15 protein-coding genes are annotated in these 19,328 nt (G+C 44.2%); 11 read left to right on the top strand and 4 right to left on the bottom strand.

Annotated elements, in window-relative coordinates; translation table 11 throughout:
- Positions 1 to 37 precede the first annotated feature (37 nt).
- Positions 38 to 610, bottom strand: coding sequence for a hypothetical protein (locus ABXT60_RS13235; protein ID WP_443630565.1), 573 nt, complete (start codon positions 608 to 610; stop codon positions 38 to 40).
- 741 nt (positions 611 to 1,351) lie between these two features.
- Between ABXT60_RS13235 and ABXT60_RS13230 the strand changes: the two genes are divergently transcribed.
- Positions 1,352 to 1,945, top strand: a complete 594-nt coding sequence (locus tag ABXT60_RS13230; protein ID WP_443630564.1) for a hypothetical protein — start codon at positions 1,352 to 1,354, stop codon at positions 1,943 to 1,945.
- 59 nt (positions 1,946 to 2,004) lie between these two features.
- On the opposite strand, the gene ABXT60_RS13225 is transcribed toward ABXT60_RS13230, so the two are convergent.
- Positions 2,005 to 2,658: a GntR family transcriptional regulator gene (locus ABXT60_RS13225; protein ID WP_443630563.1), complete on the bottom strand. Its 654-nt coding sequence runs from the start codon at positions 2,656 to 2,658 to the stop codon at positions 2,005 to 2,007.
- A gap of 293 nt (positions 2,659 to 2,951) precedes the next feature.
- On the opposite strand from ABXT60_RS13225, the gene dctP reads away from it, so the two are divergent.
- The 7 genes from dctP (at position 2,952) to dtd (ending at position 10,409) form a co-directional block, all read left to right on the top strand.
- Positions 2,952 to 3,944, top strand: coding sequence for a TRAP transporter substrate-binding protein DctP (gene dctP, locus ABXT60_RS13220; protein WP_443630562.1), 993 nt, complete (start codon positions 2,952 to 2,954; stop codon positions 3,942 to 3,944).
- An 86-nt stretch (positions 3,945 to 4,030) separates the two neighbouring features.
- Entirely contained in the window at positions 4,031 to 4,585 is a 555-nt protein-coding gene (locus ABXT60_RS13215; RefSeq protein ID WP_443630561.1) for a TRAP transporter small permease, read from the top strand.
- Positions 4,585 to 5,901 (top strand): TRAP transporter large permease, encoded by a 1,317-nt coding sequence (locus ABXT60_RS13210; RefSeq protein WP_443630560.1) that lies wholly within the window; start codon positions 4,585 to 4,587, stop codon positions 5,899 to 5,901. Before ABXT60_RS13215 ends, ABXT60_RS13210 begins: the two co-directional genes overlap by 1 nt.
- Positions 5,902 to 6,016: 115 nt before the next feature.
- A complete protein-coding gene (locus tag ABXT60_RS13205; protein WP_443630559.1) occupies positions 6,017 to 6,775 on the top strand; it encodes a maleate cis-trans isomerase family protein in 759 nt (252 codons plus the stop codon).
- Positions 6,776 to 6,948: 173 nt separating this feature from the next.
- Positions 6,949 to 8,484 carry a malonate--CoA ligase gene (locus ABXT60_RS13200; RefSeq protein WP_443630558.1) on the top strand — a complete coding sequence of 512 codons (1,536 nt, stop codon included), beginning with the start codon at positions 6,949 to 6,951 and terminating at the stop codon, positions 8,482 to 8,484.
- A 621-nt stretch (positions 8,485 to 9,105) separates the two neighbouring features.
- A complete protein-coding gene (locus ABXT60_RS13195) occupies positions 9,106 to 9,978 on the top strand; it encodes an urea carboxylase-associated family protein (protein ID WP_443630557.1) in 873 nt (290 codons plus the stop codon).
- On the top strand, positions 9,975 to 10,409 hold the full coding sequence (gene dtd / locus ABXT60_RS13190) for a D-aminoacyl-tRNA deacylase (protein WP_443630556.1): 435 nt from the start codon (positions 9,975 to 9,977) through the stop codon (positions 10,407 to 10,409). The genes ABXT60_RS13195 and dtd overlap by 4 nt, the downstream gene beginning before the upstream one ends.
- Positions 10,410 to 10,450: 41 nt before the next feature.
- On the opposite strand, the gene ABXT60_RS13185 is transcribed toward dtd, so the two are convergent.
- Positions 10,451 to 11,944, bottom strand: a complete 1,494-nt coding sequence (locus ABXT60_RS13185) for a protein adenylyltransferase SelO (RefSeq protein ID WP_443630555.1) — start codon at positions 11,942 to 11,944, stop codon at positions 10,451 to 10,453.
- Between the two features lie 9 nt (positions 11,945 to 11,953).
- Complete coding sequence (gene uvrD, locus ABXT60_RS13180; RefSeq protein ID WP_443630554.1) at positions 11,954 to 14,179, bottom strand: DNA helicase II; 2,226 nt, start codon at positions 14,177 to 14,179, stop codon at positions 11,954 to 11,956.
- A gap of 273 nt (positions 14,180 to 14,452) precedes the next feature.
- On the opposite strand from uvrD, the gene ABXT60_RS13175 reads away from it, so the two are divergent.
- Genes ABXT60_RS13175 through ABXT60_RS13165 form a run of 3 tightly spaced genes read left to right on the top strand, consistent with a single transcriptional unit; the run spans position 14,453 to position 19,312 of the window.
- Positions 14,453 to 15,547, top strand: a complete 1,095-nt coding sequence (locus ABXT60_RS13175) for a TRAP transporter substrate-binding protein (protein ID WP_443630553.1) — start codon at positions 14,453 to 14,455, stop codon at positions 15,545 to 15,547.
- A gap of 43 nt (positions 15,548 to 15,590) precedes the next feature.
- Positions 15,591 to 16,640 carry a TRAP transporter small permease subunit gene (locus tag ABXT60_RS13170; RefSeq protein WP_443630552.1) on the top strand — a complete coding sequence of 350 codons (1,050 nt, stop codon included), beginning with the start codon at positions 15,591 to 15,593 and terminating at the stop codon, positions 16,638 to 16,640.
- 11 nt (positions 16,641 to 16,651) lie between these two features.
- The gene (locus ABXT60_RS13165) at positions 16,652 to 19,312 is read left to right on the top strand and encodes a TRAP transporter large permease subunit (RefSeq protein WP_443630551.1); all 2,661 of its coding nucleotides are present in this window, start codon (positions 16,652 to 16,654) and stop codon (positions 19,310 to 19,312) included.
- Positions 19,313 to 19,328 lie beyond the last annotated feature (16 nt).

Here is a 19,328-nt window from a genome sequence, read left to right as displayed (position 1 = left end):
TACTGCCAGGCGCCACGGCATAACCAATTCCTTATTTTTAGTATTTACTTAACTTGGTCATATTAACAATAAAAGATCCACTGTTCCTGAATTTGTCATCATCACCCGCTGCAGTTGGACCATTTTCAAAATCTATTAGATGGCCTGACATTAATACATAGTCGTCATAATCCAGCTTAGACAGCTCTCTATATAAACGACTTTCAGGTGTGATGTCCATTGAACGTATTGCGTTGTTGGCCTCTTTGCTACCGTTGCCAGATGCTAGGCTTAGGTTGCACTGAATGCTCACTTCAACACCTACATTCCCGTCTGGGCCCTGGGAAACAGTTCGCATTTTTCCAACCCAATTTTCATACTGATAACCCGGTAGTAAAGAAATCAAATCTTGCTCTATGTTATCTAAAGCCACATTCATTTTTATGTCATTGCGTGAATTAATAGCAATATTTAACGCTTCGACATTACTTTCATATACGCGACAAAATTGTTTCTGAGTTAAAGGTAGATCGATGTCTTGCCAGCCATTTTCACCTGCCTGGGCAGGCCCAGCTATTGTCAGGGCCAGCACTGACCCAAATATTTTCATTCTAATATTTGTTGTTAACATATTTATACATCCTATCTATTTATACGACCATCAAGTGGTGGTTACATGCAAACGCCCGATTAACGGTGACCATAAAAATTACGTCAATGAACTTTGTGCGCTAATGCTTATGTGCTCTAACACTGCCAACTTCATTTAGTTTATACTATTTTTTATAAGAAAAGTTCTTAATTGGCGCTTCCACCAGTGTGTTTATAATTGAGTGCCCAGTACTAGAGTCAATTCACAATAGTAAACTATCGATAACTACTCAGCTCAAACTTTTATGGGAGGCATTCCTAGCGGCCCTCCACCTTTACTCTGGAGACCGCTGACACTAAAGAAGTCATTTTAGTTTGTTTTAAAAGCCTTATTAAGGATAGTAACCTGACGTTAAGGTGCGCTTTAAAAAAGCCTAAGCTGCAAGGCGTAACTCTAAACTGAGTTTTTATAGAGCATGGATTATATCTCTAGAATCCAGGTGGCTAGGCCCTGAAACGGCATCCCCATAATCTCGCTAACGCACTTTTAAGGAGAGTAAAGATAATTATTGCAGGCTTTATAGCCGCATTGTGAATTTGGTTCTGCAATCAATTCACATAGAAAAACGCTCATATGTTTGGTTTTAGGCCATCTCCACCTTATCTCTAATAGTGCTGAACTAGAACTTCAGCATTGAAGTGGTTATGATCGTATGGAGTGGCCTACCCCTTTAAACTGGAGGCAAGTGCTCTGGTTAATTTGCTATGGAATGTAATTATTATGGTTGACTATTTATATATATTAATTGTTGTGCTGGTATTGGCTTGGTTATGGAAGAAATTTAAAAAACATATGACAACCAAGCAGCATAATGAAAACAATGGAGGGGATGAAGCCCTTTCTAATGTGGTAACAGAAGAAGACTTCGATACTGAGCCCGCAGCGAGCGTGGCTGAGGATGCAGACTACTTGTTGTTGGCGCTAGATAAAGGAAATGAAGCGCAGATAGCCATGCGTGAAAAAAACAACACCGAGGCTTGGGCCTTACTTCAAGCCCAAAAGCAGTTTTATAGTAAGTATACGGCTAGCCAGAGCGCAGGTGCAGATGCGCTTGTAGCGCTTGATTCACACGTCAGTAAAGATTTAGCCAATCTTCTTAGACAAGAAAAGAAGCATAAAGATGCTTTAGTCCATATCATCTACTGGGTTGGAAACTCTCAGTCTGTGACTAAAGATCAGCACAGCAAGCTACGAGCGTATGTTAATCGTGCTAAGTTGAGTGGCACAACAGTGGATGACGCTATGGACTATTGCTTGGTTGATGGGGTCAAACAGTTTCATATGGTTCAAAAAGACGTAGATAGTTGGGATTAGTGATCACTAGCTGAGTAAAATAGTGCTTCGCCCCAAACAGAAAGGGGGGTGTGGGTACGTTAATCCACCTGCTGGGACTTCATTTTTAACACAGCAGGTAGGCGTTTACCCTGCAGCAATATATGGTCCCGCATTAGCTCGCTGGCTTTCTCGCCTTCACCCGCAAGGATGGCTTCACATATAATGGTATGCTCTTGAATAGATTTTGCTAGACGGCCTCTAATATCATAGGGCAAAGAGCGGTAAGGGTTAATGTGGATGCCAATTTTTTGAAGCTGCTCAATGAGCCAATGATTATCTGTGGCTGCATGGATAGCAGCGTGAAATTCGAGGTTTGCGATGCTATATTGAACTTTATCGCTGGTATCAGCCCCAGCTTTACAATTGTCTAGAGCTTTTTTAATAGCTTTCGCATGGTCCTCTGTTAGAGACGCTGCTGCTAACCTGCATGCCATACCTTCCAAACCTGCGCCCACCTCAAATAGATCAAGTAATTCCTTGGGTGTTAAAACTCGAACAATAGCCCCTTTTCTAGGCCTGGTTTCTAGTAGGCCAAATCCAACCATTGCCCTAATAGCTTCACGTATAGGGGTTCGCGAAACGCTAAAGCGCTCTACTAAAGCGGTTTCTTCTAGTTGATCACCTGGTCGCAATAACCCTGAGGAAATTTCTTTGGTGATTTGAGCTATTAGTTTGTCTGCCGCAAGGGTCATCAATTATTCCAAATATTCATATATCAATTTTTCACGGCCCTATTTAATCGTATTTAGCTATGCAATGTCTATATATATCCTCTATATGTATTTTTATAGGTTGTATACGTATACTTATTATAATAATATGAGTCATCACCTATGTCAGGGTTGGTGTAATTTGAAGTGGCTTACACGCAGTTTATTTGGTAATAACCTGCTGTTGGTAAGTTTCTTTTCAGAGGGTAGGCCTAAATTTACTCACCGCCTAAACATATAGAAGTGATTTTTAACATCATAGGAGTAAGACAAAAATGTTTCAGTTAAAAACAATAACAACAGCGACATGTGCTGCAATAATAACTCTATCAGGGGCTGTTAATGCCACTGAGCTTAAACTTTCTCATCAGTGGTCTACTAAAGACGTGCGTCACAAGGTAGCGCAAATTGTTGCTGACGAAGTGGCTGCTGCAGGTGTCGACCTTAACATCAAAATATTTCCTTCAAAGTCTTTGGTAAAGCCTAAGGAACAGTATAACTATATCAGTCGAAACTTATTAGACATGTCTGTGTTTCCTTTAAGCTATGCTGCTGGGCAGCAACCAGCCGTAAGCTTAACCTTGATGCCAGGTTTAGTAAAAAACCATGATCATGCCGCACGTCTAACTCAATCGCCATTTATGGCCGCTTTGCAAGACAAAATGGCTGAAGATAACGTCATGGTGTTGGTGCACGGCTATCTTGCTGGCGGTTTTGTGGGTAAAGATAAATGCATCGTTAAGCCTGAGGATGTCAAGGGGCTACAAATACGTGCTGCGGGCAAATCATTTGAGCAAATGTTAATAGGCGCGGGTGCTTCAATTACCTCTATGAGTTCAGCCGATATTTATAGTGCAATGCAAACTGGCGTCCTTAACGCTGCAAACACCTCATCATCATCCTTTGTATCCTATCGTATTTATGAGCAAGTTAAGTGCTATACCCCAGCTTCTGAAAATATAGCTTTGTGGTTCTTGTATCAGCCACTGATCATGAGTAAGGATAAGTTTGACGGTTTAAATGCTCAGCAACAAACAGCGCTATTAGCTGCTGCAAAAAAAGCTGAAGCCTTTTATCTAGAGGAAGCTAAAACACAAGATGCTAAATCAGTAGAAACGTTCCGTAATGCAGGTGTTGAAATTGCAGAAATGACCCAGGCCGATTTTGATGCATGGCGTGATATTGCAGTAGAAACCTCTTACAAAGAGTTTGTGAACTCGGTTGCTGATGGACAAGCCTTGCTTGACCTAGCCTTATCAGTTGACTAGTAAAAACTAATAGGCCTTGCTTGGGATGAACAATGCCAAGTAAGGCCCCTTAAGTTAGGCCAAAAATTAATAAAAAAGGTAATTAAATGAGTGGTAATGCACACAGTAATGCTGAGCGCGCTAAAACACATAAACCTGTTTTCTTTAAAGTTGTTGCTTTCCTGTCTACCCTGTCTGGATGGTGCTCAGCTGGAATGACCGTTATAGCTATTGCTATTACCTGCCAAATGATCTTTGTGCGCTTCGTGCTCAATGGGTCAACTGTTTGGCAAACTGAAGCAGTAGTATTTTTGATTGTTGCAGCCACATTAATTGGCCTGCCATTTGTCCAGCAACTGCGTGGGCATGTTAATGTCAATTTAATTCCTCTGATGTTACCCCCAAGTGGAAGATATTTCTTAGCCATCTTCACCTACTCAATTTCTATTTTCACCATTTCAATTATGTTGTGGTTCAGTTATGAATTTTGGCATTTAGCCTTTACCCGAGGTTGGACCTCAGACAGTGTTTGGGCACCATCTTTGTGGATCGTCTATTCGTCTTTACCCATTGGCTTTAGCCTACTCATACTGCAATTAACGTCTGACTTAGCTGCTATTGTACTAAAACTTGAAGCGCCTTTTGGCCTGGAAGCAGATTAATGGATCCTCTACTGTTAGGTGCCTTGGTGGGTGCCAGTACTATTTTAATACTCTTTTCAGGTATCTCTGTAGGCATTGGATTGCTGGTAGTCTCTGGCTTATTTATTTTGATATTTGATGGCGCACCATCGTTGGCATTAATGCCAGAAATATTCTTTGGAAAGCTTGACAGCTTTGCACTCTTATCAATTCCCATGTTTATTATTATGGGCGCATCTATTTCATCAACTAGAGCAGGTGCAGACCTTTATGAAGCGCTGGAACGCTGGTTGACCCGAGTACCAGGCGGATTAGTGATTTCTAATCTAGGCGCCTGTGCAATGTTTGCTGCTATGTCTGGTTCTAGCCCAGCAACCTGCGCAGCCATTGGTAAAATGGGCATTCCAGAAATGCTCAAACGTGGCTATCCAGAGGGTATTGCTGCGGGCTCTATTGCAGCTGGCGGTACCTTGGGTATCTTAATTCCGCCGTCAGTCACTATGATTGTTTACGGCATTGCTACTGAGACATCTATTGGTCGCCTATTTTTAGCGGGAGTCATTCCAGGGCTGATGCTAGTAACCTTATTTATGGCCTGGTCAATTTACGCCACTTGGCGCTCTGGTAATCAGGCATTAATGGTTAAGACTGTTTACAGCTGGCGTGAAAAATTTGAAATTTTGCCACGGGTATTGCCTTTTATTCTCATTATTGTGGGCGTGCTCTATTCAATGTACGGCGGTGTTGCGACACCTTCCGAAACAGCCGCAGTGGGGGCTTTACTCTGCCTTGTTATTGCTATGGTTATTTATCGCTTAACTAGTCCAAAAGACTTATGGGTTGTGTTTCGAGACAGTACTAAAGAGAGTGTGATGATTCTATTTATCATCGCAGCAGCAGGTGTATTTTCATATATGTTATCTAGCCTATTTATCACTCAATCTATTGCAGAGTGGATTGGCACGCTTGATATCAATCGATGGTACTTGATGATTATCATCAATATTTTCCTACTTATTGCTGGTTTCTTTTTACCCCCTGTTGCGGTCATTTTAATGGCATCACCTATATTGCTACCTATCATAGTGAATGCTGGATTTGACCCTATCTGGTTTGCGGTAGTGCTGACCATTAATATGGAAATTGGTTTAATCTCGCCCCCGGTGGGCTTAAACCTCTATGTCATTAATGGGATTGCGCCTCAGATACCTTTGAAATCTGTTTTGCTTGGCTCGTTGCCTTTTGTCGGCTGTATGGTGGTGGCTATTTTATTACTCTGTCTAATGCCAAGCCTTGCAACCTGGTTACCTAATACGTTAATGGGGTCATCGTTATGATTTAAGACTTGCTCTAACTTTTCACCTCAGAATTGTTAGGGCCTTGTTTGGTAACCCACATCGTCCTGAATTAATCAAAACCTCTCTAAAACGCTTTACTTTGGATTTAACCTTTATGAACCCACCTAATTTGTATCGCCGTATTGGACTCATTGTGCCTAGCTCAAATGTGACCATGGAAACGGAAATTCCTGCATTATTGCATGCCCGTGAACAAATTCTTCCTGATCGCTTTACTTTTCATTCTTCAAGAATGCGTATGAAAAACGTTTCAAAAGAAGAGTTGGAACGCATGGATGACGACAGTTTGCGTTGTGCCGTTGAATTATCAGATGCTGCTGTTGAGGTACAGGCATATGCTTGCCTAGTAGCCATTATGAGCCGTGGTGTAGGCTATCATAAAGTGTCACAAAAGAGGCTTTATGATGCATGTGTGGCCAATGGACTGCCTACTCCTATAGTAAGTTCGGCAGGGGCCTTAGTTGATTCACTGCATGCTATGGGGGCTAAAAAGGTGTCCATGATCTGTCCATATATGAAACCGCTCACTAAAATGGTGGTGGATTATATTGAAAGTGAAGGTATTGAAGTACAAGATTTTATGGCGCTTGAAATTCAAAATAATTTGCAAGTTGCAGCCCAGGATCCTAATGCCCCTGCTGAGCTTTGGAAACGATTAGACGTTACTGGTGTGGATGCCATTGTTGCATCTGCCTGCGTGCAGATGCCTTCTTTACCGTCCATTGAAAAAATTGAGAAAGCGTCAGGCATTCCTACAATTTCAGCAGCTGTTGCAACGACTTACGAAATTTTAAATACCTTAAAACTTGATCCTATAGCCCCAGGTGGTGGCTACCTTCTTAGTCAAAAATAATACTCAGGCAGACACTAGTAGAGTTAGGCTAAAAATTTTTTGGGGGTTATGGTTAGCCTTTTTAATTTCAATATGAGTGAACAAAGTTAGGAAGCACCCGCTTATAACTAAACTACTATTTTTGCAGATCTGGTGGGTAGGCTTGTTAAATATAATTTTTGAGGACATGGCCAATGTATGACACTAATTATCTTGCCCACCATTTAAGGTCTGCTTCGGTAGGTCGTAATGATTCCGTGTGTGCAGAAGATCTAAATGGCAAAATCGTATCCTATGGGGAGATGTTTGAGACTGCTGAAAAGCATGCTATTGCTCTGCAGGCGGCCGGCCTAAAACCTGGAGACTGTGTTGCTGTGCAGGTTGAGAAATCCATGGAATCGATACAATTGTATTTAGGAACCATACTAGCAGGAGGCATCTTTCTGCCTCTAAATACAGCGTACACCCCCTCAGAGCTTGAATATTTCTTAGATAATGCTAAACCCCGAATTTTTGTCTGTGACCCAGAAAAGCTACCTGCCCTGCAGGAATTGGCTGACCAAGCTGGAGTAACCACGGTGCTGACCCTATCAGCTCATAGTGAAGGGACCCTGATCGATACATTACCTTCGTCAACGGAAAAATTTAATGTGGTCGCTCGAACCAAAGATGACCTAGCCTCATTTCTGTATACATCAGGAACCACAGGTCGCTCTAAGGGTGCCATGCTTACTCATGGCAATCTTGTATCTAATGCCCAATCGTTGCAAGAATGCTGGCATTTTAAGAGCAGTGATGTGTTGATTCATGCGCTGCCGATTTTCCATATCCATGGATTATTTGTGGCCATTAATATTACCCTATGCACAGGGTCTTCAATGTTACTTATGCCTCGGTTTGACAGTGAAGTGATTATATCTGTGATGCACAAAGCCACTGTGCTCATGGGGGTGCCTACTTTTTACGTTAGGTTACTAGAGTCTGCCAACCTTAACCCTGAGGTCATTGCCAATATGAGGTTATTTGTTTCCGGTTCTGCCCCCTTATTAGCAGAAACTCATCAGCAATGGCAAACTATTACTGGCACTGCAATTTTAGAGCGTTATGGCATGACAGAGACCAATATGAATACGTCTAATCCGTATCTAGGTGAACGACGTGCAGGCTCGGTAGGAATGCCGCTGCCGGGGGTGGAAGTGCGTATTGCAGATGCAGATACGGGTAAAGAATTACCTCGGGGTGAGACTGGATCTGTTGAAATACGAGGCCCTAATGTGTTTAAGGGGTATTGGCAAATGCCTGAAAAAACTAAACAAGAATTCCGTCAAGATGGATTTTTTATAACAGGTGATATTGGCATAATGGATAATGAAAATTACCTATCTATTGTGGGGAGGTCTAAGGACCTCATTATTTCTGGGGGGTATAATATTTACCCTAAAGAAATAGAAGTTGTATTGGACGACTTAGAGGGAGTCTACGAATCGGCAGTGATTGGTGCGCCGCATCCAGATTTTGGTGAAGGCGTGTTAGCCGTTGTGGTGCTTGCATTGCAGGGCAGTATTAATGAGAGTGACTTAAAAATTAGTCTGAAACAAAAGCTAGCATCATACAAGCGGCCTAAGGCCATTTTTTTCGTGGAACAATTGCCAAGAAATACCATGGGTAAAGTTTTAAAGAACGAACTTCGCCTTGAATATAAGCATCACTTTATCCAACCCATAGGGTAACTCTACTTATTTAAAGGGTGAGACACTGGCCCTGTCTGATGGTTCTCTTGTTCAAGAGGTCGCCACTGATAATGAGACTGTGTCGGCATAGCAATGGCTGGAGCATGATGCTGGCGCTTCTGACCCGCAGTAAACTTCTACTGTGCATACCCATGTAGGCTAAAGTGCCTAAACTTAATGCTGGGTGCCACAAGGACCACTTTATTAGTGAAGTGAAATTTAGCTTTAAACTAAGTTAAAATTACCTTAAAGTCTAAAATTTACAACTGAAAAATACACATATGAGTGGTCAACGAAGATTTTTAAAAGTATGGGCCAGAACAGTTGGTATGCCTATTGGTGTAAGTGACGAAGACAAGCCAGAGTTCCTGCCAATAGCTCAAACTGATGTCAAAAAAGCATTAGCTTTCAGAACGTTCTGGATAGTTTTACATGTGGTAACCTGTGTTCTTATTATTGCTGGTAATGGAAGGACGTTGGGGTGGTGGTAGGGTGCTTAAAACCCACTTAATGCTGTTAAGCCCATGTTTTATATTAACTTTATTTTTAAAGTATGTCGAAATTTTTGGCAAACTTGTGATTAAGTTTGCTTAAAGGCATCCATTTTAATAAGGCCAAACGATGAAAAACACACCTCACTATGCACCACCAGCAGACGCCCAGCAGCGCTTGGATATAGCGCCAGTGGTGTGTTATCCCAATGATACCCTACCTGCCTTCGATGAGGCATTTTACAGCAACTTACAGCAAGGCATGACGCTTGTGGATTGCATTACTATCCCTGCTAGGGACGCGCGCAGCTTCGTAGTGCCAAAGGGACATGTATTTCGTATTGTCAGTGTAGAAGGCCCTCAAGTAGGGGATTTAAACCTATGGCACAAAGACAACTTAAACGAACGGTTTTTTAGTGGTAAAACCCGGGCTTTACACGGCACTCATGTGAGCACGGGGGATAAATTATGGAGTAATTTGCCCTACCTAAGGCCCATGGCTACCGTGATTGATGACACGCTAGATTGGTATGGTTGGGATAGCTTTGGGGGTAGCGTGCACGATGTGATTGGCACCCGATGTGACCCCTATACCAATGAGGCTTTAGGTCAGCACGAGTACCATTATTGCTGCCACTCCAACCTTACTCGAGCGATGTTAGCTCACACTCAGCTACCCCTGGATACCGCAGAGGCCATAGTACACGATGTGCTAAATGTGTTTATGTGCACAGGGTTTAGTAAAGATACGCATCAATATTTCATGAAAGCCAGCCCAGTAAGGCCTGGGGATCATTTGACCCTGTTTGCAGAAATTGATTTGTTAGGTGCTCTATCAGCCTGCCCAGGTGGTGATTGTAGTAGCGAGCATTCTAGTAATACATCCAAGTGTTACCCACTCAAAGTGGAAATATATCAGCCAAAGCCAGAGACTTTGAAGGGTTGGTCTAGCCCTCGCGTCAATGGCTATAGTCGCAACCATGGCTTGGATCATGACTCATGAAAGCCCTAATGCAGCGAGTTACCCAAGCCAAAGTAGAAGTGGAAGGCCAATGCATTGGCCAGATTGATCACGGCATTATGTTGCTATTGGGTGTGGATAAAAACGACAACCAAGCTAAAGTAGACCAGCTATTACACAAAGTGCTTCACTATCGTTTTTTTGCTGACGCAAATGGAAAAATGAACCACAATGTACAACAGGTGGGTGGCAATATACTTATTATTAGTCAGTTCACCTTAGTCGCGGATACCAAAAAAGGTTTAAGGCCTGGCTTCTCTAGTGCTGCTACTCCAGCCCTTGGTGAAGAAATGTATGATTACTTTGTAGCCAAAGCAAAGGAAAACCTTCCTGTGGCTACAGGAAGGTTTGGCGCCGATATGCAGGTCAGTCTTACTAATGATGGCCCAGTCACATTTTTATTAGAGGTGTAGGTAGGCACTTTAACTGCCGATTCTATTGCCTGTGGGCGCGGCTAAGTGCCACAAAAAGTATGCTGCACAGCCTCTTGGGGCATGGGTGCAAGGGCAAATGATTTTAGTTTTTTCTGGTAATTACAAGGAGACTGGACCACCTTTAACAAGGCGTAAAAGGGCTGGTAATCGCCCATGTCTTCGGCGGCTCTTATAACCAACTCAACCTGATGATTACGGGCAATAAATGCTGGATTAGCCCGGTTCATTTGCTCGTAGCGTTGCTCCTTGGTTTGCAGATCTGTGCTTAAGCGTTGCTGCCATTGTTGTAGCCACACAGATAACTCGTGAGGAGCAATAAAGGCGTCGCCAATGGCCTGGTGCTGTGTGGGTGTGGCTATTTGATCCACCAAATACCTAAAGCACAAAGTAAAATCTAGCTGCTGCTCAGCCATAACGGCCAAGAGTTGCTGCGTTAATACTTGATCGCCAGGTTGTGGCTCACCCATACCCAGCTTATTACTCATTATACGTTGATATGCCATACCATAATGCTTTGCATAGTCATCAAGTGCTTGTTGTGCATCTACTAGTGCCTGGTCACTATTTGTATTCAAAATTGGCAACAGTGCTTGCGCCAGACGGGTGACATTCCATTGGCCTATGCCAGGCTGTTGGTTATAACGGTAGCGGCCTTGGCGATCAATAGAACTAAACACCTTATCAGGGTTAAACTCGTCCATAAAAGCACAGGGGCCATAGTCGACTGTGGCACCACAAATGAGCACGTTATCAGTGTTCATTACGCCATGAATAAAGCCAAACCCTTGCCATTGAGCAATGAGTTTGGCTTGGCGCTCTATCACTTCATTGAGTAATGCCAAGTATGGCTGTGGCTGCTTTATTAAATGTGGAAAATGCCGCGAAAGGCAGTAATCTGCTAGTGTTTTAACGCCATCTTCATCGCCTTGCATGGCAAAATTTTCAAAGCTACCAACGCGTATGTGACTGGGTGCAATACGAGTTAATACAGCACCTGGTGCAGGGCTTTGGCGCATTACTGTTTCGCCTGTTGCCACAGCAGCAAGGCTGCGGGTCGTCGGTACGCCTAAAGCTGCCATCGCTTCACTAAGCAGGTATTCCCTTAGCACTGGGCCCAACGGTGAGCGCCCATCGCCCCGACGAGAATAGGGTGTTGGCCCAGAGCCTTTAAGCTGCAAGTCAAAACGCTCGCCACTTGGTGAAACAATTTCACCTAAAAGATGAGCCCTGCCATCACCTAATTGAGGGTTAAACGAACCAAATTGGTGGCCCGCATAGGCTTGAGCCATAGGTGCGGAACCCATGGCGGTTTGATTGCCAGCCAGCACTTGCAGGGCTTCATCAGAGGCTAGCCATTGAGGGTCTATGCCTAGCTCTTTGGCAAGGGCTGGGTTTTGGATAATAGGTGCCGCATTAGCCACGCGAACGGGTTTTGCATAGCTATAAAAACGCTCTGGCAGGCTAGCAAAGGTGGTATCAAATTGTGGGCTCGCGGCGGGGGTTGGGGTGTTCATTGTTTATACCTATAGGTTTTCTAGCTTCGCATAGGCTAACACTAGCCATTTGCTGCCTTGGTTTTCAAAGTTCACTTGCACCCGTGCCTGAGGGCCAGATCCTTCAGAATTTACTACGGTGCCTATCCCAAATAAAGGGTGTCGTACATTTTGACCTAAGGCAACCACGGGGGTTTCTAGCACTTGATGACGACCCCAACGGTCATACTTTTTGGTTGGGGTGGGTCTGGCAGTGACTGGTCTGCTAATGCTCGACTTAAGTCGCACTTCGTTCATTAAACCTTCTGGCACTTCGGCAATAAAGCGTGAGGGCCGGTTGAAGGTTTCTTGGCCATGTAAGCGGCGGCTTTCAGCATAGGAAATAAACAGTTTTTGCATAGCGCGAGTAATGCCCACATAACAAAGGCGGCGCTCTTCTTCTAAACGATCTCCTTCTTCAAGTGACATTTTGTGAGGAAATAAGCCTTCTTCAACACCCCCTAAAAATACCACTGGAAACTCAAGGCCTTTGGCTGAGTGCAAGGTCATTAATTGCACACTATCTTCTGATTCATCAGCTTGTTGTTCTCCAGCATCAAGCGCCGCTTGATCTAGCATGGCTGCTAATGGGGTAGTAGCCACTGGGTCTAGCTCGCCATCAGGGTCGTTAGACTCCTGAACTGGGTTCCAAGAGTTGGCGAATTCTTTGGCGGCACTCACTAGCTCTTTAAGGTTTTCTATACGTGTTTGGGCCTTTTCACCTTTCTCTTTAAGGTGGTGCTGTACTAAGCCAGATTGCTGGATAACCAGATCCACCATTTCATGCAAGGCGATTTCGCTGGTTTCTTCATCCAGTCGGTTGATAAGGTTAACGAAGCTTTCAATGGCATTGTGCGCGCGCGCAGGCAGTGAGCTATGGCCAAGAGTTTGGTTGGTGCTGTCCCACATTGAGCAGCCTTCTGTACGGGCGTTTTGGCGAATTTTAGCCACAGTTGCCGCGCCTACTCCTCGGGTAGGCACATTGAATACCCGCTCCATTGCGGCATCGTCATTACGGTTTTTAATAAGCCGCAAATAAGCCAAGGCATTACGGATTTCTAGGCGATCATAGAAACGTTGGCCACCATAAATGCGATAAGGCATTTGTGCCCGAATTAATGCTTCTTCTAATACACGAGACTGGGCGTTAGAGCGATAAAGAATGGCACATTCGGCACGTAGACCACCATCTTTTTGCCACTGATCAATCTGATCAACGATGAAGCGCGCCTCATCCATTTCATTAAATGCAGCATACAGTGCGATGGGTTCGCCATCCTTACCGTCGGTCCATAGATTTTTGCCAAGGCGGCCACTGTTGTTTGAAATAACGCCATTTGCTGCTTTAAGTATAGTGCCAGTAGAGCGATAGTTTTGCTCTAAGCGAACGGTAATGGCATTACCAAAATCGCGCTCAAAGTGTTGGATGTTTTCTATTTTTGCACCACGCCAACCATATATTGATTGGTCGTCATCACCCACTGCCATTACTTTAGCGGCAGAGCCAGACAATACCCTAAGCCAAGCATATTGAATGGTATTGGTGTCTTGAAACTCGTCCACCAGCATATGTTTAAAGCGGCCTTGGTAGTGGGCCAATAAAGCACTGTTATTGAGCCATAACTCGTGGCTACGAAGCAGTAGCTCGCCAAAATCTACTAATCCAGCACGCTCGCAAGCCTGATGGTAGGCTGCATACACTTTTACCTGCGTGTCCAGTTGAAAGTCACCATGGGTTTCTATGTGTTGTGCACGTTTGCCTTCATCTTTACAGCCATTAATAAATTGTTGAAACTGGCGAACAGGCCATCGGCTCTCGTCTAGCTGCATTTCTTTGCACAGCCTTTTAAGGATGCTGAGTTGGTCATCGCTATCTAAAATTTGAAATTCTTTTTGTAAGCCGGCTTCTTGCCAGTGGCGGCGCAGTAATCGATGAGCCAAACCATGGAATGTACCCACCCACAATTGCTGTGTATCTAGGCCCATGAGGCTTTCGATACGAGCACGCATTTCTCGTGCCGCTTTATTGGTAAAAGTAACCGCCATAATGGACCAAGGAGAAATATTCTCTGCTTCGATTAGCCATGCAATCCGATGCACCAGTACACGGGTTTTACCACTGCCAGCGCCTGCCAATATTAGTAAGTTTTCTTCAGGCGCAGCAACAGCCTCACGTTGTGAGCTGTTGAGTTCATCTAAAAGGCGAGAAACATCCATTATTGTATCCGTGTGAGTGTGGCAAGTAAGCGTTTATATATCACCTAAATCAAATCTATAGTGCGTTGCCCAACTGATCTGACCATTATGCTTTAGTCTAGTTGCCAGTTTAGGGCTAAAAGCGTATGTTTAGTGGAGCTACGATAATTTTTGGGTTAGTTAGGGCATTAACTTAACACCTATTGTAACTTCAGATAAGGTAAATATCACCGTTGTGAGTATGTTACTTTTTTATTGTGTTGACTAAAAAAAATAATACTGGAGAACTTAGAAATGGAAAGACGTGAAATATTAAAGAAAGGCTTGGTTGGTCTAGGTGGAGCAGCAGTTGCTTCTACTATAGCTGCACCAGCTATTGCCAAAGAACGCGTAGAGATTGCTATGGTGTCAACTTGGGGCCGAGATTTCCCAGGTTTAGGTACCGGTGCTCAGCGTTTTGCTCAACGTTTAATTGACATGAGTGATGGCCGTATACAAGTAACATATTATGCTGCCAATGAGCGTGTGAAAGCGTTTGACTCATTCGATGAGGTAGGTTCAGGAAATGCTCAAATGTACCACGGTGCTGAGTACTACTGGAAAGGTAAACACCCAGGTTGGGCTTACTTTACCTCTGTTCCTTTTGGCTTAACCTACACAGAGATGAACGCTTGGATTCGTTTTGGTGGTGGCCAAGAATTATGGGATGAGTTGGGCGCAGATTACGGCCTTAAAGGCCTAATGTGTGGCAACACCGGCGTCCAAATGGGTGGTTGGTTCCGTAAGGAAATAAACAGTGTAGATGACTTTAAAGGTTTGAAGATGCGTATGCCTGGTCTTGGTGGCGACGTATTCGCTAAGTTAGGTGGTTCTCCTGTCTCATTGCCAGGGGGTCAGATTTATGAAAACCTAATCTCTGGTGCTATTGATGCAACCGAGTGGGTTGGTCCTTGGAACGATGAGTTAATGAAGTTCTACGAAGCTGCTAAGTACTACTATTACCCAGGAATGCATGAGCCAGGTGCTATGCTAGCCTGTGGCATGAATAAGACTTGGTGGGATGGGTTGAGTAAATCTGATCAACTCATGATTGAAGCAGCGTCTTCTATGGAAAATGACGTGATGATGTCAGAGTACAATGCAAAGAACGGTGCAGCGCTTAAGCGTTTAGTGAATGATCAAGGTGTGAAGCTTCGCCAGTTCAACGATGACATTTACGATGGCTTTGCTGAAGCGTCTGAAGAAGTGTTTGCCGAAGTTCAAGAGCATAGTGATTTGGCTAATCGTATTCATCAGAGCTTTGTTGCTGCACGTACCGATATCGGCGCATGGGCAGAAATTTCGGATCAAGCGTATCTAACTCAACGTAACCGCGCATTAGGCGGTTAATCGTTGACCCTGGGCATACCCTGCGCACACTAGGTGCGCGGGTATGCTCTATTTATTCATACACCCCCCTAAGTTAATGGTTTTAACCATGCAACACTCGCCTAGCTCATTGAGCTCTCCTAGCGGTTTACTTAAGCAAGATTTGCTGCTTCGCAGTCTAGCTTTTACTGTGGTCTATGCTACGGTTATTTTTGTGCTTAATAATTTTTTAAACTTCTGGGCTTTATGGCCAGGAGCAGTGAATACCCTACTAGGTAAATCACCTATGGGTCCGGCCACAGGCCTCGGGTGGCTTCAGGTATTGAGCTATTTGGCAGCGCCAATTTTAGCAGCCATTCATGTGTCTAAATTACGTGCCGAAAGTTATCAGAATCTTTCAGTTAGGGTCTCAGATTGGGCAGCCACAAGTATAAAAGCTGCTTTTTGGATGGTGTTGTTGGTCGGCATGGCTGACATGTTAGTGTCTTTCTTGCGAATTGAGCTGATGCTAGAGCCTATTGTTGGCAAAAGCCTCACCAGTGAATTAGGCAAACCCAAGTTTCGCGGTGCTTATTTACATCTCCCGTTAATGCTATTAGCCTGTTTCATTGCCCTGCGCAGTAAAGGGTTAGGCTTTATATGGCTTTCACTGTTAGTGGTTGTGGCCGAATTTTTGATCGTTATTACCCGTTTTGTTTTCTCATACGAACAGGCTTTTATGGGTGATCTAGTCCGGTTTTGGTATGCTGCGTTATTCTTGTTTGCGGCTGCCAATACCTTGCTGCTTGAAGGTCATATCCGTGTTGATGTGGCTTATACCCATTTTAAGGCACGCACCAAAGCTTGGGTTAATATATTCGGGGTGAGCTTACTTGGGCTCCCCCTTTGTTTTACTATTCTCACGCTGGGCATGTGGGATAGAACGAGTAGCATTAACAGTCCGTTACTTAGCGTAGAAGTGTCTCAAAGTGGCTATGGTATGTATGTGAAATACATCATGGTAGGGTTTTTAGCCATCTTTGCTTTTTCTATGGTTATTCAATTTTCAAGTTACTTGCTCAAGCACTTTGGTGTGCTTCGTGGCGAAACAGCGACAACTACGGCTAACCCCTAGGACACTCGGTTATGGAACTTCTGTTTTTAGGAATCTTAGTCCTACTAATGATTACGGCACTTATTTCTGGCTTTCCGGTGGCATTCTCTTTGCCAGGGTCCTCTATCATCACCATCGGTTTAGCTGCCCTAGCGGGCTGGATTTTTGCTGACAACCCAGACGCTTACTTTCATGAAGGTGGCCCAGTGCAATGGCTTAGTGCTGGGGTGACAAATTTTAGAAGTCTTTACTGGAACGTTGAGCGGGATACGCTGATCGCTATTCCGTTATTTATTTTTATGGGCATTATGCTACAGCGCTCTAAAGTAGCAGAAGATTTGTTAGTCACTATGGCTCAGTTGTTTGGCCCAGTGCCTGGTGGTTTGGGCATTTCTGTCGTTATCGTTGGGGCATTGCTTGCCGCTACCACGGGTATTGTTGGCGCAACGGTGATTGCCATGGGCATGATCTCTTTGCCGGCCATGCTGCGTAATAAATATTCACACTCACTGGCCACAGGAACGATATGTGCCTCTGGCACCTTAGGCCAGATTATCCCTCCGTCGATCGTGCTTATTATATTAGCCGACCAACTCAGCAACGCAGCTGATCAAGCCAGTGCTATGCGCAAGGCTGCCTATCGTGAAATTACGGGTGAATTTTCCATGCCCTCAGTGCTGGATATAACTTCTGCCAGTGCTGGAGACATGTTTATGGGGGCCTTTATCCCAGGCCTGTTATTGGTTGCTTTGTATATATTGTATATTCTTTTCACGGCTATCATCCGTCCTAAAATGGCGCCACCCATTGGCTATTCTGGTGCTTATGACCGTCAATTCTTAGTCAAAGTATTAATGGCACTACTACCACCTCTTACTTTGATTTTTGTGGTTCTGGGATCCATCTTAATGGGAGTCGCAACGGTTAATCAGGCAGGTGCTGTAGGTGCTGTAGGTGCTATGTTGATGGCTGGCTACCGGTTGCATGACCGTGATGAAAAACGCTATTGGCCAGCATTTATAGCAATTTCAGCGGTCATTTGCTTAGGGTTTATTGTTGCTAACTTTAACCTCAATATAAAAAGTATAAATACTGATGAAGACCGCCTTGGAGTTACACTGGGTTTGATTGCTTCAGCGGCATTGCTCATGGCTATTGCTTGGAGCGGCTGGCGGGTATTTAAAACAGGCACTACCTTGCATGAAGTAATGGGAGAAACAGCTAAAACCACCTCTATGGTATTTATCATTCTTATTGGTGCTGCCATGCTCACATCTGCCTTCCGCGCCTTCGGTGGAGAAGAGTTAGTGAAACACATGCTAACAAGTCTTCCTGGTGGTTTTTGGGTGCAGTTCTTCGTAGTCATGGTAGTTATCTTTGTATTGGGCTTCTTCTTAGACTTTATTGAAATTGCCGTAGTAGTGGTGCCCATTGTGGCGCCAATATTGTTGGCCGACCCTAGCGCAAATGTTACTGCTGTATGGCTTGGGGTAATGATTGGTTTAAATATTCAAACTTCATTCCTCACGCCTCCTTTTGGCTTTGCACTCTTTTACTTACGGGGTGTGGCGGACCAGGTAGTGAAGACGCTGTCGATCTACAAAGGAGTGGTACCATTTATTGGGCTGCAGATATTGGCGTTAATCATCACTGGTTTTTTCCCCAGTTTAGTTAACTACCTTCCTAATCGCACCTACCTTACTTCTGAGTCAGCACCACCACCTATGAATCCCCGCATTCAGCCGTGTTTAGAGGAGCAAGTGCTCACTCTTTACGCCAATCAAAAAATTAGTTTGGTAGCGGCCATAGATTCGATGGCGGCGGCAGATACCAGCTATGTGTCTTCTGCGGCAGCACAGATGTTAGACGACAGTTTAACTAAGGCACGCCAAACATTTGTTAAAGTAGAAAGCATTTATCAGGCTAAGGCTGAACTCACAGACTTCGAACAAAACTATGAGCCATTGCATCAGCAAGTGCGTGAGATCCAGCTTAATGTGCGTCGCAATAAACGCTTGGTCGAAGACGCTAAGTTACAATTACGCCGACTTGATGATATTGAGTTAAATGCTGATCGTAGATCTAATTTAGCCATACGTATTGATGAACTGGGGCTGTTGAATCAGCGTTTAGAAGCTAGCATTCCTGCAGTATGGGCAACCCAAAGGCCTATATTTGAGAAGCTCAACAAGGCAGAAAAGCAGTCTCGTAATCAATATCGCCGCAACGCTGATGAAGCTTATGAAGGCATAACTGAGATGCGTTTGTGGATAAGCCAAGCGCCAGAGTTAGCTGAGCTTGAACCGGGAGTGGCCGAACTTGCCGCTAACATTGACCAATTAGACGCCAAGGACGCGATGTCAGCGATTAAGTTACAAGAGCGAAATTTGGGAGAGTTTGCCGGTGTAAGCAGCATCAAGTCTAAACTCTCTAAAGCACGAAGGGCGCTAAAGGGCAGTAAATATAACCCAGAAAAAGCCAAAGGCTACCATAGTGAAGCTATGGCTTTGCTAACCGCAGAAATCACATGGCGAAAACGTGCACTAACTGACATGGTTCCAGCTTTAGTGAGCTACGACCTGGCGATTAAAGACAGCATTGGATTGCGTCTACAAGAACGTATGAGTGATGATGTAGCCACCACAGTTTCTGCGTGTATGGCTAGCCATAAGGATATCTCCTTACAATTTTGAGTATAGGCGGTGGATT

Origin of the sequence: Candidatus Njordibacter sp. Uisw_056 (assembly GCF_047730085.1) — a bacterium.
GTDB lineage: Bacteria > Pseudomonadota > Gammaproteobacteria > Pseudomonadales > Balneatricaceae > Njordibacter.
The sequence above is the reverse complement of the archived record's forward strand: the minus strand, read 5'-3'. Positions and strand labels throughout refer to the sequence as shown.

Bases quoted from the DNA above. Each gene is read 5' to 3' on its own strand.
- ABXT60_RS13165 (WP_443630551.1), top strand. From the start codon at position 16,652: ATGGAACTTCTGTTTTTAGGAATCTTAGTCCTACTAATGATTACGGCA.
- ABXT60_RS13230 (WP_443630564.1), top strand. From the start codon at position 1,352: ATGGTTGACTATTTATATATATTAATTGTTGTGCTGGTATTGGCTTGG.
- ABXT60_RS13205 (WP_443630559.1), top strand. From the start codon at position 6,017: ATGAACCCACCTAATTTGTATCGCCGTATTGGACTCATTGTGCCTAGC.
- ABXT60_RS13225 (WP_443630563.1), bottom strand. From the start codon at position 2,658: ATGACCCTTGCGGCAGACAAACTAATAGCTCAAATCACCAAAGAAATT.
- dtd (WP_443630556.1), top strand. From the start codon at position 9,975: ATGAAAGCCCTAATGCAGCGAGTTACCCAAGCCAAAGTAGAAGTGGAA.
- ABXT60_RS13210 (WP_443630560.1), top strand. From the start codon at position 4,585: ATGGATCCTCTACTGTTAGGTGCCTTGGTGGGTGCCAGTACTATTTTA.
- ABXT60_RS13215 (WP_443630561.1), top strand. From the start codon at position 4,031: ATGAGTGGTAATGCACACAGTAATGCTGAGCGCGCTAAAACACATAAA.
- ABXT60_RS13185 (WP_443630555.1), bottom strand. From the start codon at position 11,944: ATGAACACCCCAACCCCCGCCGCGAGCCCACAATTTGATACCACCTTT.
- ABXT60_RS13175 (WP_443630553.1), top strand. From the start codon at position 14,453: ATGGAAAGACGTGAAATATTAAAGAAAGGCTTGGTTGGTCTAGGTGGA.
- ABXT60_RS13195 (WP_443630557.1), top strand. From the start codon at position 9,106: ATGAAAAACACACCTCACTATGCACCACCAGCAGACGCCCAGCAGCGC.
- ABXT60_RS13235 (WP_443630565.1), bottom strand. From the start codon at position 610: ATGTTAACAACAAATATTAGAATGAAAATATTTGGGTCAGTGCTGGCC.
- ABXT60_RS13170 (WP_443630552.1), top strand. From the start codon at position 15,591: ATGCTCTATTTATTCATACACCCCCCTAAGTTAATGGTTTTAACCATG.
- dctP (WP_443630562.1), top strand. From the start codon at position 2,952: ATGTTTCAGTTAAAAACAATAACAACAGCGACATGTGCTGCAATAATA.
- uvrD (WP_443630554.1), bottom strand. From the start codon at position 14,179: ATGGATGTTTCTCGCCTTTTAGATGAACTCAACAGCTCACAACGTGAG.
- ABXT60_RS13200 (WP_443630558.1), top strand. From the start codon at position 6,949: ATGTATGACACTAATTATCTTGCCCACCATTTAAGGTCTGCTTCGGTA.